Here is a 17,358-nt window from a genome sequence, read left to right as displayed (position 1 = left end):
CATCCCTTTTTTCTTACCCTTTACTTCTTGTCTCTGAAGGGTTTTCTCCGAACAATTGCTTATAGTCTTTAGAGAATTGACCTGGGTGCCAAAATCCCCAATTAGCGGCGATTACTGAAATTGGCACAGTTAATGGCGCCGTTTTTAGCTCTCTTCTCACATTATTTAATTTATTGATGCGTAAAAATCGCAAAGGGTTAATGCCCAAGATACTTTCAAAGCTGTATTGTAGAGTGCGCCTACTAACAAAAGCGACCTCACACAATTGGGTAATAGTCACTGGCGCTTGTGGATGCTCAGCCATGTATTCTTTTACTCTATCAACCGCTGCTTTTCGACGGCTATAACTTGGTAACACAGTCGTTATAGGCGAGTTTACTTGTAAAAGTTTAAGCACCAACTCAGCCAACATGTCTTGTTGAAGCTCGCTATTTAAACCTAAGGTATTGCCATTAATTAATTGTTCAATTAAACCACGCGTTTCAGTTAGCGTATGTTCATTTACGCTTAACCTTTCCGCGCCTAATAATGAAAAATCGATTAACGACTTACCCTGCACCTCTGCAATATTTTCAATAGTTTGTTGATTAATCACCATGCCATAAATATTGAAGGCCTCGGGCGTGATTAATTCAAAATCATCGCGGCTTGAGCGACACATCAATTGATTTTCACCAATATCTAATCCATTAATTTTACTTTCATTGGCTTTTGTAGGAATACCAAGCCAAATAGAATCTGGAGCAATATGGCATTGTTGTCTTAACGAGCACTGGGTGTATTCCTTAAATATATGCAGATTTTCATAGGCCAATTCAGTTAAACAACCGGTAAAACGGCCATCACTCATTTGGTTATATTCTTGCTGCCAATTCCTTATATTCTGCGCTTGTTGATCAATGTCAGTGGTTTCAACAACGCTCTTTGTCGGTGCGTAAGAGCTAAAATGGTGAATCATATTCCAATTCCTAGCTTAAATTAAAAAATAAAGAAAACCTAAAATCATAGGGTACGGCTTTAATTTCCATATAAAGCATTGAAATAGTTATATAAATCATAGTTTGCCAAAACTCGATAGTCGCTTGGTACGGTTTAAGCTGTCTTAATAACTAAATAAATTCATTTTCTAGGCTTAGTACAAGCAAAGCCTATACCAAGAACAAAACCGAGAACAAATCAATAGCTCGGTTTTAGTTGGTTATATTAGTTATAAGAGGTAAGCCCATGGGCCAGTATCGTTACACCTTAGGTACACAAACCTACCAATTTAGCAGCCTTGCCGAGTTAATGGCTAAAGCGTCTCCGCAGCGCTCAGGCGATCGCTTGGCAGGCGTTATTGCTTCTTCTGCACAAGAGCGCGCGGTTGCGCAAATGACATTAGCCGAAGTGCCTCTTAAAACATTTTTAAATGAAGTGCTTGTACCTTATGAGTCTGATGAGGTGACAAGACTGATTATTGATGAACACGATCTATTAGCTTTTTCATATATTTCGCACTTAACCGTTGGTGATTTTCGCAATTGGCTATTGAGCGATTATGCTACACCTGCAATATTATCTGTTGTACAAAAAGGTATTACGCCTGAAATGGCTGCCGCCGTTTGTAAAATAATGCGTAATCAAGATTTAATTTTGGTCGCTAAAAAGTGCCATGTTACTAGTGCTTTTAGAAACACTATCGGCCTACCCGGCCACCTTTCTACGCGCTTACAACCCAATCACCCAACTGATGATATTAATGGTATAGCCGCCTGTATGCTCGACGGTTTACTTTATGGTAATGGCGATGCCGTGATAGGTATTAACCCTGCTACTGATAATGTCGCGCAAGCTATTAAGCTGATGCGTTTAATGGATGATGTTATTCAAAAATATGAAATTCCTACGCAAAGCTGTGTGCTCACTCATGTTACCAACACCATTGAATGTATAGAAGCTGGTGCCCCAGTAGATTTAGTATTTCAATCTATTGGCGGAACTGAAGCGACCAATTCTAGTTTCGGTTTTAACTTAAATACATTGGCCGAAGCACAAGATGCTGCTTTGAGCTTAAACCGCGGCACAGTCGGCAACAATGTAATGTATTTTGAAACTGGCCAAGGAAGTTCCCTTTCAGCCAATGCGCACCATGGTTTAGATCAGCAAACTTGTGAAGCACGAGCTTACGCTGTTGCCCGAAAATTTAATCCTTTATTGGTTAATACCGTGGTTGGATTTATTGGTCCTGAATATTTATATGACGGTAAAGAAATTACTCGTGCAGGTTTAGAAGATCACTTTTGTGGCAAGTTATTAGGGGTACCTATGGGCTGTGACGTTTGTTATACAAACCATGCAGAAGCTGATCAAAATGATATGGACGATTTACTTACCTTGCTAGGTGTTGCTGGTTGTTCATTTGTAATGGGCATTCCTGGCTCTGATGACATTATGCTGAATTATCAAACCACTTCTTTTCATGATGCTTTGTATGTACGCCGTGTTTTAGGATCTCGCCCTGCGCCTGAATTTGAAAAATGGCTGACCAAGATGAAAATTATGGAGGATGCGTCTAATACTATTTTGTCAGACACCTTACCGCCAGCTTTTGCACAATCATTAAAAGCTTTACAAGGAGGTCTGTAATGGTTTCTTTCTTCTCTAAAGGTAATGCTCAAGGTGATGCTAAAAAAAACTCAAAGTTAGTCACAGAATCATCAACTGATATTCCTGTTGAAAAAGCAAGCGAGCAAGGCAATGTTATCCACAACCCGTGGCGTGATTTACGCCAATTTACTGATGCGCGCATTGGTTTAGGTCGTGCAGGTATTAGCTTACCAACGGCTGAAATGTTGGCTTTTCAACTATCCCATGCGCAAGCGCGTGATGCTGTGAGCTTTCCTTTAAATACTGACGAGCTTTGCCAAAAACTAAGCACGATTGAGATTCTAAAGCCGCTCAGCCCAGTTATACATTTACAAAGTCAGGCTAACGACAGGACCACTTATCTACAACGACCAGATTTAGGTCGTAAGTTAGACGAAAGCGCGCGCCAGTCGTTAGTCAATTTTATGGATAAACGCGATATATCATCTAAAGCGCAATACGATTTGGCCATTGTTGTGGTTGATGGTTTGTCGTCATTAGCAGTGCAAAGTAACGCTCTTCCTTTTATGACTCATTTATTTGAACTGCTCGAAGAGGATAAACACAGCTGGAACATTGCTCCGATGACGGTGGTAAAAGAAGGTCGTGTTGCTGTAGGTGATGACATTGGTGAGTTACTCAATGCCCAAGCAGTAATAGTGTTAATAGGTGAACGTCCTGGTTTAAGTTCACCGGACAGCCTTGGCTTGTACCTTACTTGGTCACCTAAAACCGGGCTAAATGATGCCAGTAGAAATTGTATTTCAAATATTCGACCTGCCGGTTTGCCTTATACAGAAGCCGCCCAACGAGCGCTTTATCTACTCACAGAAGCACATAAATTGAAATTGTCTGGGGTTAACTTAAAAGACCGCACCCAAGACGATGTCATTGAGCACCAACAAAGCACTAAAAACTTTCTTATTTCAGATTAATACAAAACTTTTAACATCAACGGAGAAGACACTATGTCTGACAACAATATAACAGGTAACAAAGAGTATCTTGCGCAAAGACAACTTAAACGAGGAACCGCAGGTTGGATTTTACTTGCTGGGCTAGGTGTCTCGTATGTAATTTCAGGTGATTTTGCAGGTTGGAATTTCGGTATAGCTGAAGCTGGTTGGGGTGGTTTTGCCATTGCTGCGGTATTAATGGCAATAATGTATTTAACACTTGTACTTTCGCTAGCTGAAATGTCGGCTGCTATTCCAGCAGCAGGTGGTGGTTATAGTTTTGCTCGACAAGTTATGGGACCTGCGGGAGGATATTTAACCGGCCTCGCCGTCTTAATAGAATATGCGTTAGCGCCCGCCGCAATTGTGATATTTATTGGCTCAGCTGTACAAGAGCTCACCGGATTTAATGGTCCCTGGGTTTATGCCGCCTTTTACCTCGTATTTGTTGGTATTCACTTAGCGGGTGTTGGTGAAGCACTAAAAGTAATGATGGTAATTAGCGGTTTAGCTGTATTAGCTATTATTGCTACCGCCGTTGTTTTAGTGGCTAATTTTGACCCTGCAAACTTGTTTGATATTGCCGTAACTGACGCTGCTGGCGCAACGGAATTTTTACCGTTAGGTTGGTATGGTGTTTGGGCTGCATTACCTTTTGCAATGTGGTTATTCTTAGCCGTTGAAGGTGTTCCTTTAGCAGCAGAAGAAGCAAAAGATCCGGCTAAAGATGTGCCTAAAGGTATTATTGGCGCGATGATCTTCTTATTGTTTACCGCGTTACTTGTTGTTGTTTTAGTTCCGGGTGCTGCTGGCGCAGAAGCGATGGGCGGCAGTGCTGTACCATTAGTAGATGCATTAAAAGCAACAGGCAACCCTGCATTAGCGACCATTGTGAATATTTTAGGGTTAGCAGGCTTAGTCGCTTCTTTCTTCTCAATTATTTATGGTTATAGCCGTTTAGTATTCGCCTTATCGCGAGCAGGATATTTACCACAATCATTATCAGTAACTACCGAGCGTAAAGTACCTGCTCGTGCGTTAATTGTACCGGCTATTTTTGGCTTTCTTGCTTCGTTAAGTGGTGAAGGTGATTTATTACTTGCGATGGCGGTTGTTGGTGCAACGGTATCGTATGCGTTAATGGCATTAAGTCACATTTTACTTCGCATTAAACAACCCAACTTACCTCGCCCATATAAAACACCGGGTGGCGTTGTTACTTCAGGTATTTCATTAGTGTTGTCATTAGTAGCACTAACGGGTGTATATGCCTTTGACCCACGTGCATTTTTATACACTATCGTGTTGTTTGTAATTGGTGCGATATATTACTTTGGTTATAGCGCGAATAGACTTGTTGCTAAAACTGCGGAAGAAGAGTTTGCAATGTTAGCTGACGCAGAGCTTGATATTAGTTAGCTAGTTAGCTAGTTAGTTAAAAGTTGATTGCCAATTCAGGTTTATTAAACGTTAAATAAGCAAAAGCACTAGTTGAGTATTACCTCACTAGTGCTTTTTTGTGGTCTATTTTAGCTGTTCGCTGCCTCTATTGCTAAGCGATTACCGTCAGTTTTTATTAATCGATAGCGCCCTACTCAGCCAGCGATCAATATCACTCGATTGAACAACATCCTGCTGAACCTATGCTTAACTAAAAATGGGATAAATTTAATGCAATTTAGTATGAGATATTATGAGAATAATCAAATAACCTAAGGTATAATTGCCGCCATATAGTGTTAACAGTTTTCCCTTACCGCTTGGGAATAATTTAAAATTTAATCAAAGGTAGTAAAACGTATGTTTTCAGAATTAAAACAACTGCCGGCAGACCCTATTTTAGGTTTGTCAGTAAAGTTTAAAGCAGATACTAACCCGAGCAAGATTGATCTAGGTGCTGGTATTTATAAAGACGCTTTAGGCAATACGCCTGTTTTGGCTTGTGTTAAAACAGCTGAGCAATTTCGTGTTGATAACGAAACAAGTAAAGCTTATTTAGGCTCTGCTGGCTCTGCAGATTTTAATGACAGAATTACAGCTCTTATTTTAGGCGATCATAAAGTTATTGCTGAAAAACGTATTAAAACTGTTTCTACTCCAGGTGGTACAGGTGCTTTACGTATCGCTGGCGAATTCATTAAAAAATGTACGCCTGGCGCGACTATTTGGGTAAGTAACCCAACTTGGGCAAACCACAAAGGCGTGTTTGAAGCAGCTGGCTTAATTGTTAAAACGTACCCTTACTACGATTACGAAAACAAATGTTTAGACTTTGATGCAATGCTTGACGCATTAAAGCAAGTTTCTAAAGATGACGCTGTGTTATTACACGCTTGTTGTCATAACCCAAGTGGTATGGACTTAAATCAAGAGCAATGGCAACAAGTAGCTGAAGTAACTAAGCAAGTTGGTTTTATGCCAGTTGTTGATATGGCTTATCAAGGTTTTGGTACTGATCTAGACAGCGATGCTTACGGTTTACGTTTAATGGCTGACACTGTTGAGCAAATGATCATTTGTAGTTCATGTTCTAAAAACTTCGGTTTATACCGTGAACGTATTGGTGCTTGTTCAATCATTGGCCGTAGCGCAATTGCTGCTGATATTATCAGCTCAGTACTATTATCTGTTGTACGTGTTGCTTACTCAATGCCACCAGCGCACGGTGCTGCAATTGTTGAAACCATTTTAGGGTCACAAGAGTTAACCACTCAATGGCACGGCGAACTAGCTGAAATGCGTAACCGCATTAACGACATGCGCCAATTGCTTGTTGATAAAATTGCTGAAAATGGCGTTGAACGCGACTTTAGCTTTATCACTACACAAAATGGTATGTTCTCTTTCTTAGGTATAGATGAAGCACAAGTTCAGCGTCTACAAGATGAGTACAGCATTTACATCGTTGGCTCAAGTCGTATCAGTCTTGCTGGTATCTCAGCTGATAATGTTGATTACTTAGCGCAATCAATTGCTAAAGTACTTTAATTACTGGTTAGTAGTTCACTATTACCAATGGTGAACTACTAAAAGTGAATGACTAGATAACTAATCAAGTAGCTAGACATTCAGCCAAATAAAAAGCCCGTTTTACATCACTGTGAAACGGGCTTTTTGATATTTATTTTTACGATTTAAACATTTTCGTGAAAAATAATACCAAGTAAATTAAAGAATTGAGCAAAATTCAATGAGGATAAATATTCAAGTTCAAGGCGCGTGATTGAGTAATAGCTAGCTATTGGGATTGAGCGCAACGCAGAAATTGATTATTTAGACCATTTGAAGATGATTAATTTATTATTTTATTTGGTATAACTAAGCAATTTTCTCTGGTGTTACAATCACGCCATCAGTATCTGCGTATAAATAAGCACCTTGAGTAAACTCAACACCACCAAACGAAAGTGTTAATTCACGTTCGCCACTGGTTACCGGAATATATTTTCTTGGACAAGTATCTAGCGCATATAAAGCGACTGGAATATCTTTAATTTGAAAAGTGTCACGAATATAACCATTAATAACAATACCTGCATAATTGTTTTTAAGAGCAAATTTCATTAAATTTTCGCCCACTACAGCAAAATATTCTTGGTCAACATCAACCACAACCACTTTACCCGTGCCATCTTCGTCACGTAATAATTTAATTAAGTCTGAGTTGTTTTTATCTAATTTAATTGTGGTAATTTCGCCTTGGCAGTTTTCTGCGCCGCCATAGTTTTTATAACCAGCAGCTAAAACTTGAGCTATTTCGCTGTGTTCATCACAGATATCCGCGGTAAAAATTGTCATATGCCTTTCCTTTACTAATTTATATGCCAGTATTCTAACATCAAAGGAGCGTTTCCTTGCAAAAATTGATATCATATTTCCAATAATATTTTTAAAATATACTGGCATAATTTTCAGGCTTAAAAACATATGAAAGTAGTAACAGGTGTTGTGGGTAATGATATCCACGTAGTGGCTAATAGATTAATAGACCTTTCTCTACAAGCTAGAGGTTACGAGGTATTTAACCTTGGCGTTAATACGTATTTAGAAGAGTTTTTTGACGCGGTTATTGAAACTGGCGCCGAAGTATTATTGATCTCTTCACTCAACGGTGAAGCAGAAGGTTGGGGCCGAGAAGTGCCACGATTAAAAGCTAAATACAAAAAATTAGATGACGTAATTATGATGATCGGTGGCAACCTAGTGGTTGGTACAGGTAACGCTGAAGATATTATTCCACGTTACAAAGGCTACGGCTTTGATATTGTTTGTCATCAAGTAGATTTAAATACCGGCTTAGACTCATTGGAAGAGATGCTGATAGAGAGAAACTTAAAATGAGTTTACTGCAAGAAGAAAGAGAAATAATTCTCAACAATGAATACGTTGATACCTTTGATTTTGCTGAAGTTAAAGAATTTATTACTAACGCTAGTAAAGATTTATTTATTTCACATCATTTCAAAAAGAAAGCTGCTGATAAAATGTTAGTGCAACCACGTGGTGGTTTTCCAACGTATGAAAAACAATACGCTCTGTACGAGTTTTTTGTTGATGCTAACGTTGATGTACTGCCGCTAACCATTGATTCGAATACGCGTTTAAATGATTACGGTACCGCGAAGAAGATGCTACGTTTAAGTGAAGAAAACGACATTGATATGCTTAACGGCTACCCGTTAGTAAATCACGGTTATCGCACAACACGTAAAATGATTACCCATTTTAATAAGCCGGTAAGTTTACGTCACGGTACGCCAGACGCGCGTTTATTAATTGAAACCGCCCTTGCCTCAGGTATTTTTGAAATAGAAGGTGGTCCAATAACTTACCTTTTACCTTATTCAAAAAACTTCCCGTTAGACAAAGCATTTCTTTATTGGAAATATGTTGAGCGTGTGTGTGCTAATTATTCTGATTTAAATGAGCCAATTAACCGTGAGTCTTTTGGTCCGTTAACAGCCACCTTAGTACCGCCATCAATTACCATTGTTATTCAGTTACTTGAGATGTTGTTGTCACTTGAAGAAGGCGTTAAATCTTTCTCAGTATCTTTCGCACAACAGGGTTCAATGAACCAAGATATAGTTACTGGTGCTGTACTTAAAAAATTAGCAAAACATTACGCAGAAGAAATTAACTGTGGCGATGCGATGATCAACTTGGTTTATCACCAATGGATGGGCGCGTTCCCAATGAACAAGGATTACGCTGAGCAGTTAATTAACTTAGCGACTGTTATTGCTCGCATGGTTAGTGCTGACAAAATCATCACTAAAACGCGTGAAGAAGCCTCAGGTATTCCAACTAAAGAAGCTAACGCTAAAACCGTTGCCAATACGCAATACACTTTAGGCATTTTAAATGGTTTACCGAATGTTGTAGACGAGGAAGAAGAGGAAATTCTTACCCTAGAAGTTATGGCAATTATGGAAGCGGTATTTAACGATCCTGCTGATACCTTATGGCGTAAAGTTTTCAACTCTATTAAGAACGGCATTATCGACGTACCTTTCTCGCCGCATATTATTAACCATAATAATATGATCACCATTCGTGATGCGAAAAAGAATATCCGTATTATCAAGCGAGGCAATGTGCCTATTCCTGATCGTTGTTATGCCTATGAAAAAGGCCAATGTGATTTAACCAAAGATACTACCAGCATTGTTAACGACATTATTCATGACATAGGAATTATGCAATGAGCCAGATAAAACCTACAGATAAACTCTTAATTGATGTTGGCAGTACTTACTTTAAAATAAGTAACAATGCTGGTATCGAACAACATTTTCGCGATTTTAATAAATCTATACTAGATGATTTAACCTATAAATGTGGCAGTAAAATAGAAGCTTTTGACAAAAAAGACATTCATATTTGTTCATCTGCTAATGGCGGATTAAGTACACTTATTATCGGTGTTACTCAGTCATTTTCGTTAAAGTACGCAACCAATATCGCTTTTAATTCAGGTATCAATATTATTGATACTGTACTTTTTCAAAACATTGAAGAATATTCAGTACCGAGTGATTTAATTGATGTTGTGATTATTGTTGGCGGTATTGATTCAAACCCAGATAACTTCTCTGACAGCTTGTATCATTACTTAGAAAACTTAACCTATTCAAATGTGGTATTTGTTGGTAGTGAACTTGACGCACCTACTATCAAAGAAAATATTAAAGATGTTGTAGTATTACCTAATATTATTGATAACCGCCTGCACATTGTAGAAGACGCATTAAGAGAGTATTTAACTAATCTTTATCAGCAAGATATTGAAGGTAAAGAAGATATTAAAGACCTGTATAGCATTACTGATAATCAAATATTTTCAACACCTTACGTGGTTAACAAAACCCTACCGTATATTCACACCAAATATTCTGTGGTTGACCCATTTATCTTATTAGATATTGGTGGTGCAACAACTGATATTCATTATTCAAAAGATTTAGTTGATGAGAATATCGTCACCGAAAATGAATATGATCGCTTAGTATTTAAAAAGTTAGGCGTGTATAAATCAAAACAATCATTAATTTTTGCTGCCAAAAGTAATGAGTTTGTTTATGAATTATTAATGCACTTAAAAGTAACTGAAAATATTTTTGAAGCGCAAACAGAAAAAGCCACTAAAATATTGATGCAATTAGCAATATTTTTGGTGTTATGTAAGATGTCGCACTACCAAAAAGGCTATATTAATCTAAAATTATTATCAGTGAACTCATTTGTGTTAACAGGCGGTATTACTAAAGTATTAACGGTAGAAGAAATTGAAGACATCATTTCATTCTTCTATAAAAAGATACTTAACTCTGAGCATAACCCTGCAACAGTACTTGATAGTAATTATGATATTTGGACCCTTTCAGCAAACGAGATAGCAGAAGGAAAATAACTATGTCAATAAACTGTATAAGAACCATCATTGAAAATGCTGCAAACTCGCACAGCGATAAAACCGCAGTATGTTTTAAAAATAACAGTATTACTTATGCCGAATTGCTGAATAAAGTAAACCAAGTTGCTTGCTACTTACAAGAACTCGATTTACCTAAAGACTCACGCATTGGTATTTATTCAAACAAAGGTATTGACCAAGTTATTGCGATACTGGCTATATTGTCTACTGATTATGTTTTAGTGCCGTTAACCACTTTATTAAAACCTGAGCAAGTAGAGTACATAGTAGAAGACTGTGATATTCAATGTCTTATAACCGACAAAAAACATCTAGAAAGCATTGCCGTAATTAACTTTGCTGGCAAGGTTATTTCGTATGATACGGCAGGTAAAGACATCCCTTCTTTTGAAGAGATTTATAAGTATTACAACAAGTCATACAGCTGCGATATTAACAGTTACAGTAACGCCGTAATTACCTATTCATTTGGTTTATCTGGTAAGCCAAAAGGTATTGTAATATCGCATCGTAGCTTGATTGACTCCGCTCGTGTTGTATCACAATACTTAGGTTTAGACGAGACAGATGTTATTTCAGGCACCTTAATTTTCAATCTTGATTACGGCTTAAACCAACTGTTTTGCTCGTTATATAAAAAGGCAACATTAGCACTTCATCGTTTGATTTTGCCTGATGATTTTTTCAATCATTTAATTAATGATAAAGTGACAGTGATCCCGGTAATGCCTGTACATATTTCACAAATGTTCGATGAAGATGAACACAGATTACCAACACCTGAGTTATTTACGCACGTTAAAACTATTACCTCTTCAGGTGGTAATGTAACGGCGAAAATGATTAAAGATTGTAAGCGTACTTTCCCGCAAGCAAAATTTTATTCAATGCATGGTTTAACCGAAGCATTTCGTTCAACTTATCTTGATCCATCACAAGTGGAAATTCGTCCCGACTCTATTGGTAAAGCCATTGCTGACGTAGAACTTTACGTTATTAATGAAGACGGTAAAGAATGTGGCCCAAGAGAAGTGGGTGAGTTAATTCACCGTGGCGGTTATATCTACAAAGGTTTTTGGAACGCACCAGAGCAAAATGCACTACGCTTTAAATCAGTACAGATCCTTAAAGATGTGATTAACATTGAAGGGCAATTAACTGATGAAATCGTAGTCGCAACTGGCGATTACGTTTACAAAGATGAAGAAGGTTACTTCTACTTTAGCTCAAGACAAGATGACATGATTAAAACCCGTGGTTTTAGATTGTCGCCGCTTGAAGTTGAATCGGTTGTTGATAAAAACATTCCGCAAATAAATCAATGTGCGGTGTTTGGTATCGACAATGAGCAAATAGAAGAAGAAGTGGTAATGGTTTATTCTGCAGCAAGTAAAATCCCTGAAAAAGAGATTATATTTGAGTTGAAAAAACATCTAGCTTCTTACATGGTGCCAAGTAGAGTAATCTATAAAAAATCATTACCTTTAATGCAAAATGATAAGAATCAAATCAATAAAGCGGTATTGAAAAAAGAATTATCAGTTAAATAAAAAATAATTTTGAATTGATATGTTAGCGTCATCGTTCGATATTTCTTGTCGGCGATGACGTTTTTAATTTATGCCCTAGTATTCCCTAGCAATTTATTTCCTACAAGCTACTCCCTACAATCTAAAAGTCTATGCTTTGCTATTATCAGCCACGCTCAAACTAAGTTGTTCTTTAAATATATTCTTTAGTAAGGTTAACTCTCCCGTTCTGACATAATTTGGCCTAATAATTAAGGCAATAGTTCTATGTGGGCCGGGCTCATTCAAATGCACCGCGCGCAGCTCAGATTCATCATGAATTAACTGATCTAATGCCATCTGCGGCACAATAGTCGTCCCAAGTTTACCTGCAACCATTTGAATTAAAGTATATAAACTCGCAGCATTAAAATCGGTATTCTGCTCTTGGCTCTTTAAACTACAAGCAGCAAGCGCATGCTCTTTCAAACAATGACCGTCTTTTAATAGCATCAACTTTTCAACGGCTAACTCTTCGGTGGTTATTTCTTCTAGTTGAGTTGGACATCCATCTTTGTGACTGACCCAATAAAAATCTTCTTGCCAAAAATCAAAATTCATTAAACCATCAATAGGATAAGGTAGTGCTAATATTGCCGCGTCAAGCTCACCATTTCTAACCATATCGACTAAAACATGTGACTGATCTTCATGAATTCTTAACTTAAAGTCTGGGTACTGCCTTCTTACCTCAGGTAAAATTTTAGGTAATAAATACGGACCAATAGTAGGAATAACGCCAATAGACATAGGTGTTGAAAATGCAGTTTTATCCAATTGAGATATTTGCATTAGTTGATCAACTTCAATTTTAACTTGCTTCGCTTTATCAAGTATTAACTGCCCCTTACTGGTCACTAATACTTTTTTGTTGTTACGCTCGAAAACACTCAAACCAAGTTGTTTTTCTAGCTCATTGATTGCGGTACTTAATGCCGATTGCGATACGTTACATGCGTCAGCCGCTTTCTTAAAATGTAAAGTTTTCTCAACTGCGAGTGCATAGTGTAATTGTTTAAGTGTGATCATAAGAATTTTTATTTAATAAAACTTAATCAACAGTTTAATCTAAAAAACCTATCGTATAAAAGATAAAAACAGAAAAGCCCTATTCAAATAACTTTGAATAGGGCTTTTAAAATGATATTAAGCGTTAACTTTATAAACCTAATGCCTTTCTAATACCTGCTCCATAAGCAGGATCAGCTGCTGTACAATGTTTAATATGACGCAGCTTAATTTCAACTGACACATCACCCATTGAAGCAGCAGTATTATTAAATAATACTTGTTGTTGCTCTGGCGTCATTAATCTAAATAAAGCACCTGCTTGTGAGAAGTAGTCTTCGTCTTCTCGATGATCCCAATGAGCTGCTGCACCTTGTAAATCTAATGGTGGCTCAGAAAAATCAGCTTGCTCTGCCCACTCACCCGTACTGCTTGGCTCATAACCAATAGTCGCACCATAATTAGCATCTGTACGCATTGCCCCATCTCGGTGGTAACTATGTACAGGACATTTCGCCGCATTTACAGGGATATGATTATGATTAACCCCTAAACGATATCGCTGTGCATCACCGTATGAAAATAAACGCCCTTGTAGCATTTTATCAGGAGAAAAACCAATACCTGGCACTATGTTAGCAGGGTTAAAAGCGGCTTGTTCAACTTCTGCAAAGTAGTTTTCAGGGTTACGGTTTAGCTCCATCACGCCCACTTCAATCAATGGGTAATCTCCATGTGGCCAGACTTTGGTTAGATCAAACGGGTTGTAACCTACCTTACTTGCATCAGCTTCAGGCATAACCTGAACTTTTAACACCCACTTAGGGAAGTTTTTATTATCAATAGAGTCTAATAAGTCTTTTTGATGACTTTCTCTATCTTTACCAACTAAAGCTTCTGCTTCTGCATCAGTTAAATTCTTAATACCTTGCTGAGATTCAAAGTGAAATTTAACCCAAAAGCGTTCATTATCTGCGTTGATAAAACTAAATGTATGACTACCAAAGCCATGCATGTGACGATAAGTAGCAGGAATACCGCGATCGCTCATGACAATAGTTACTTGATGCAGGGCTTCAGGTAATGATGTCCAAAAATCCCAATTGTTGGTTGCACTGCGCATATTGGTTCTAGGATCACGTTTAACGGCATGGTTTAAATCTGGGAATTTCAGCGGATCACGTAAGAAAAATACCGGGGTATTATTACCCACTAGATCCCAGTTACCCTCTTCGGTATAAAACTTAACTGCAAAACCGCGAATATCACGCTCTGCATCTGCTGCACCTCGCTCGCCCGCAACGGTTGAAAAACGTGTAATTAGCTCTGTTTCTTTACCTATTTCTGAGAATATTTTAGCGCGAGTATATTGGCTAATATCGTGAGTTACAGTAAATTTTCCGTATGCTGCCGACCCCTTAGCATGCATGCGTCTTTCTGGAATAACTTCTCGATCAAAATGCGCTAGTTTTTCTAAAAACCAAACATCTTGTAAGAGTTGTGGCCCGCGTGGACCTGCAGTCATTACATTTTGGTTATGAGCTACAGGACAACCCGATGCTGTAGTTAATTTTTTATCAGACATGTTTTATTCCTTTACGTTAATGAAATGATTTTGGCTGTTTAATTAATACAATGTTAGCTAATTAGTTCTAGAAATTAGAGTTTAAAAAAGATCTTAAATTTAGCACCTAAAGCTAACTAAATAAATAATCTGCCTATTACTGTAGATCACTTTTATTAAAAATCACACCAATCAACATTCTATAAAACAGATTATTAATATCTATTTTATTAATTTTATAAATCACATAAATCCACTTAATATAACTCCATCGAAAGCAAATAAGCTTTTGAAGCTGTAAATACTTACTAATACTTATTAACACATTTATTAAGAAATTTTAAAATTAACGAGGAAATACTCATGGCACAGATTGGCAAAACTATCCCAGAATTCAAAGCACAAGCATTCCACAACGGTGAGTTTGTTGAAGTAACATCAGACAGCGTTAAAGGCAAATGGTCTATCTTTTTATTCTACCCGGCAGACTTTACCTTTGTTTGCCCAACAGAGCTTGAAGACATGGCAAACCAATACGCTGAATTACAAGAGCTAGGTGTAGAAGTTTACGCTGTATCAACTGACACACATTTCTCACATAAAGCATGGCACGACTCATCAGAAGCGATTGGCAAAATCAAATTTCCTATGATTGGCGACCAAACAGGCAACATTACTCGCGGTTTTGACGTAATGATTGAAGAAGACCACATGGCACACCGTGGTACTTTCTTAGCAGACCCTGATGGTGTTATCCAAGTAGCACAAATTCATGCTGGTGGTATTGGCCGTAGCGCTAAAGACATGGTACGTAACGTTAAAGCCGCACAATATGTTCGCGCTAACGACGGTGAAGTATGCCCTGCAGCATGGGAGCAAGGTGAAGCAACACTTACTCCAAGTTTAGACTTAGTTGGCAAAATCTAATTAATTGCTAAACCGTAACTAGTCTGCACATTAAGTAACAAAAGGCGGAGGTAAGTCTCCGCCATTTTCATCAGTTTTTTTCACCAGATTCATGAGTTGTTATAACTTATTCATCATCACAACTCATTACAGTAAAGGGTAATACTATGTTAAGCCAAGATATTTTAAACGCATTGAAAACTTATACTCAAAATATGAATAACAAGGTGTCGCTAGTTTTACAAACTGGTGAACATACAAAACGTGCAGAATTGAAAGATTTTTTATCTCAATTATGTTCAATTTCAGATAACTTAGAATTGATTGAACGTGATAACAATTTACGTAGCCCTATCACCTTCTATTTAGAGGTCGATGGTAAAAATAACGGCATCCACTTTTCAGGTATTCCAAGTGGTCATGAATTTAATTCATTAGTCTTAGCGATATTACAATCATCTGGAACTGCATTAAAACTTGATAATACCTTAACCAATATGGTTAAAAAAATTCATGATGATTTACATTTTGAAGTTTTTATTTCATTAAGCTGTCACAACTGTCCTGACGTTGTACAGTCATTAAACCAATTCGCGTTATTGAATGATTCAATAAACTCAGAAATGATTGATGGCGCTTTATTTCAAAGCGTTATTGATGAAAGAAACATACAAGGCGTACCAAGTGTTTATTTAAACGGTAAGTTATTTGCCAACGGCAAAATAGACACTGCACAATTAGTAGATAAATTAATTGAACGTTTTCCTTATATTGTCGGGGGTGAAGAGCAAGAGCAATTACCTTTGCAAGACGTTACTGTTATTGGCGCGGGTCCTGCTGGCGTTGCAGCTGCAATTTATGCCGCCCGTAAAGGCTTAAATGTAACTATGATTGCCGACCGTATTGGCGGTCAGGTAAAAGATACTGTAGGTATCGAAAACTTAATTTCAGTACCAAAAACAACTGGCACAGAATTAACCGGTAATATGCAAGCGCATTTGGCTGATTACGATATCACCATTAAAGAGTTCTTACGTGTAGAGAAAATTGACAAAGCTGAGGTTCAAACAGAAGGAAAGTCTCCCAAAGTATTGCACTTATCAAGCGGTGAAATCATAGAGTCGAAAACAGTAATCGTTGCCACTGGTGCAAAATGGCGTGAGCTTGGCGTACCTGGTGAGAAAGAAAACATCGGCTCAGGTGTAGCATTTTGTCCGCATTGTGATGGTCCATTCTTTAAAGGCAAAGATGTTGCGGTTGTTGGTGGCGGTAATTCAGGTATAGAAGCCGCGCTTGATTTAGCGGGCATGGTAAATCACGTGACAGTATTTGAATTTTTACCTGAATTAAAAGCCGACCAAGTATTAGTTGAAAAAGCTGAGGCACATAGCAAAATTACTATTATCAAAAACGCAGCGACTAAAGAAGTTATTGCAGAAAATGGTAAAGTTATCGCCCTTGCTTATGAAGACCGGGTAACAGGTGAAGTTAAACAGCACTCATTAGCAGGTATTTTTGTACAAATTGGTTTATTGCCAAACAGTAGCTTCTTAGACGGTGTTGTTGAACGCACTAAGCATGGCGAAATTATAATTGATGAGCGCTGTAACACCAGTGAGCCTGGTATATTCGCTGCAGGTGATGTATCAACCGTACCTTATAAGCAAATTGTTATTGCCATGGGTGAAGGCGCAAAAGCATCTTTGTCAGCATTTGATTATATTATTCGCGAAAGTTAAAACAGTATTAGCAATGAGTTAGCCAGTTTGTAAGATCAAACTGGCTTTATTTTAA

At 37.8% G+C, this 17,358-nt stretch carries 14 protein-coding genes; 10 read left to right on the top strand and 4 right to left on the bottom strand.

Going from position 1 to position 17,358, the window contains the following annotated elements; translation table 11 throughout:
- Positions 1-13 precede the first annotated feature (13 nt).
- Positions 14-958, bottom strand: coding sequence for a helix-turn-helix domain-containing protein (locus tag CWS31_RS00365; RefSeq protein WP_101343182.1), 945 nt, complete (start codon positions 956-958; stop codon positions 14-16).
- Between the two features lie 266 nt (positions 959-1,224).
- Between CWS31_RS00365 and CWS31_RS00360 the strand changes: the two genes are divergently transcribed.
- The 4 genes from CWS31_RS00360 to CWS31_RS00345 all read left to right on the top strand — a co-directional run bounded on the left by CWS31_RS00360 (position 1,225) and on the right by CWS31_RS00345 (position 6,569).
- Positions 1,225-2,625 (top strand): ethanolamine ammonia-lyase subunit EutB, encoded by a 1,401-nt coding sequence (locus tag CWS31_RS00360; protein ID WP_101343181.1) that lies wholly within the window; start codon positions 1,225-1,227, stop codon positions 2,623-2,625.
- Positions 2,625-3,560: an ethanolamine ammonia-lyase subunit EutC gene (gene eutC, locus CWS31_RS00355; RefSeq protein ID WP_101343180.1), complete on the top strand. Its 936-nt coding sequence runs from the start codon at positions 2,625-2,627 to the stop codon at positions 3,558-3,560. Before CWS31_RS00360 ends, eutC begins: the two co-directional genes overlap by 1 nt.
- A 33-nt stretch (positions 3,561-3,593) precedes the next feature.
- Positions 3,594-5,000 (top strand): ethanolamine permease, encoded by a 1,407-nt coding sequence (gene eat / locus CWS31_RS00350; RefSeq protein ID WP_101343179.1) that lies wholly within the window; start codon positions 3,594-3,596, stop codon positions 4,998-5,000.
- A 381-nt stretch (positions 5,001-5,381) separates the two neighbouring features.
- On the top strand, positions 5,382-6,569 hold the full coding sequence (locus CWS31_RS00345) for an amino acid aminotransferase (protein ID WP_101343178.1): 1,188 nt from the start codon (positions 5,382-5,384) through the stop codon (positions 6,567-6,569).
- Between the two features lie 330 nt (positions 6,570-6,899).
- On the opposite strand, the gene rraA is transcribed toward CWS31_RS00345, so the two are convergent.
- Positions 6,900-7,379 (bottom strand): ribonuclease E activity regulator RraA, encoded by a 480-nt coding sequence (gene rraA / locus CWS31_RS00340; RefSeq protein WP_101343177.1) that lies wholly within the window; start codon positions 7,377-7,379, stop codon positions 6,900-6,902.
- 129 nt (positions 7,380-7,508) lie between these two features.
- Between rraA and glmS the strand changes: the two genes are divergently transcribed.
- From glmS to CWS31_RS00320, 4 genes are read left to right on the top strand one after another with little or no spacing between them, the layout of a single operon-like run.
- Positions 7,509-7,922, top strand: a complete 414-nt coding sequence (glmS, locus tag CWS31_RS00335) for a methylaspartate mutase subunit S (RefSeq protein WP_101343176.1) — start codon at positions 7,509-7,511, stop codon at positions 7,920-7,922.
- Positions 7,919-9,289, top strand: a complete 1,371-nt coding sequence (locus CWS31_RS00330) for a methylaspartate mutase (RefSeq protein WP_101343175.1) — start codon at positions 7,919-7,921, stop codon at positions 9,287-9,289. The genes glmS and CWS31_RS00330 overlap by 4 nt, the downstream gene beginning before the upstream one ends.
- Complete coding sequence (locus CWS31_RS00325; protein ID WP_101343174.1) at positions 9,286-10,494, top strand: glutamate mutase L; 1,209 nt, start codon at positions 9,286-9,288, stop codon at positions 10,492-10,494. Before CWS31_RS00330 ends, CWS31_RS00325 begins: the two co-directional genes overlap by 4 nt.
- A 2-nt stretch (positions 10,495-10,496) precedes the next feature.
- Complete coding sequence (locus tag CWS31_RS00320) at positions 10,497-12,068, top strand: AMP-binding protein (RefSeq protein ID WP_101343173.1); 1,572 nt, start codon at positions 10,497-10,499, stop codon at positions 12,066-12,068.
- Between the two features lie 129 nt (positions 12,069-12,197).
- Here CWS31_RS00320 and CWS31_RS00315 read toward each other — a convergent pair whose 3' ends face one another.
- Positions 12,198-13,115: a hydrogen peroxide-inducible genes activator gene (locus CWS31_RS00315; RefSeq protein WP_101343172.1), complete on the bottom strand. Its 918-nt coding sequence runs from the start codon at positions 13,113-13,115 to the stop codon at positions 12,198-12,200.
- 130 nt (positions 13,116-13,245) lie between these two features.
- A complete protein-coding gene (locus tag CWS31_RS00310; protein WP_101343171.1) occupies positions 13,246-14,679 on the bottom strand; it encodes a catalase in 1,434 nt (477 codons plus the stop codon).
- Between the two features lie 342 nt (positions 14,680-15,021).
- Between CWS31_RS00310 and ahpC the strand changes: the two genes are divergently transcribed.
- Both ahpC and ahpF read left to right on the top strand, forming a co-directional pair.
- Positions 15,022-15,585, top strand: coding sequence for an alkyl hydroperoxide reductase subunit C (gene ahpC / locus CWS31_RS00305; protein ID WP_101343170.1), 564 nt, complete (start codon positions 15,022-15,024; stop codon positions 15,583-15,585).
- A gap of 146 nt (positions 15,586-15,731) precedes the next feature.
- Positions 15,732-17,303, top strand: coding sequence for an alkyl hydroperoxide reductase subunit F (gene ahpF / locus CWS31_RS00300; RefSeq protein ID WP_101343169.1), 1,572 nt, complete (start codon positions 15,732-15,734; stop codon positions 17,301-17,303).
- The last annotated feature ends 55 nt before the right edge of the window (positions 17,304-17,358 follow it).

Origin of the sequence: Colwellia echini, from assembly GCF_002843355.2 — a bacterium.
GTDB classification, from domain to species: domain Bacteria; phylum Pseudomonadota; class Gammaproteobacteria; order Enterobacterales; family Alteromonadaceae; genus Colwellia; species Colwellia echini.
Note: the sequence above shows the minus strand (reverse complement) of the source record. Positions and strands in the feature narration are given on the sequence as shown.

What these genes read in the sequence shown, in the direction of transcription:
- CWS31_RS00365 (WP_101343182.1), bottom strand. Translation starts at nt 958, where the DNA reads ATGATTCACCATTTTAGCTCTTACGCACCGACAAAGAGCGTTGTTGAA.
- CWS31_RS00360 (WP_101343181.1), top strand. Translation starts at nt 1,225, where the DNA reads ATGGGCCAGTATCGTTACACCTTAGGTACACAAACCTACCAATTTAGC.
- eutC (WP_101343180.1), top strand. Translation starts at nt 2,625, where the DNA reads ATGGTTTCTTTCTTCTCTAAAGGTAATGCTCAAGGTGATGCTAAAAAA.
- eat (WP_101343179.1), top strand. Translation starts at nt 3,594, where the DNA reads ATGTCTGACAACAATATAACAGGTAACAAAGAGTATCTTGCGCAAAGA.
- CWS31_RS00345 (WP_101343178.1), top strand. Translation starts at nt 5,382, where the DNA reads ATGTTTTCAGAATTAAAACAACTGCCGGCAGACCCTATTTTAGGTTTG.
- rraA (WP_101343177.1), bottom strand. Translation starts at nt 7,379, where the DNA reads ATGACAATTTTTACCGCGGATATCTGTGATGAACACAGCGAAATAGCT.
- glmS (WP_101343176.1), top strand. Translation starts at nt 7,509, where the DNA reads ATGAAAGTAGTAACAGGTGTTGTGGGTAATGATATCCACGTAGTGGCT.
- CWS31_RS00330 (WP_101343175.1), top strand. Translation starts at nt 7,919, where the DNA reads ATGAGTTTACTGCAAGAAGAAAGAGAAATAATTCTCAACAATGAATAC.
- CWS31_RS00325 (WP_101343174.1), top strand. Translation starts at nt 9,286, where the DNA reads ATGAGCCAGATAAAACCTACAGATAAACTCTTAATTGATGTTGGCAGT.
- CWS31_RS00320 (WP_101343173.1), top strand. Translation starts at nt 10,497, where the DNA reads ATGTCAATAAACTGTATAAGAACCATCATTGAAAATGCTGCAAACTCG.
- CWS31_RS00315 (WP_101343172.1), bottom strand. Translation starts at nt 13,115, where the DNA reads ATGATCACACTTAAACAATTACACTATGCACTCGCAGTTGAGAAAACT.
- CWS31_RS00310 (WP_101343171.1), bottom strand. Translation starts at nt 14,679, where the DNA reads ATGTCTGATAAAAAATTAACTACAGCATCGGGTTGTCCTGTAGCTCAT.
- ahpC (WP_101343170.1), top strand. Translation starts at nt 15,022, where the DNA reads ATGGCACAGATTGGCAAAACTATCCCAGAATTCAAAGCACAAGCATTC.
- ahpF (WP_101343169.1), top strand. Translation starts at nt 15,732, where the DNA reads ATGTTAAGCCAAGATATTTTAAACGCATTGAAAACTTATACTCAAAAT.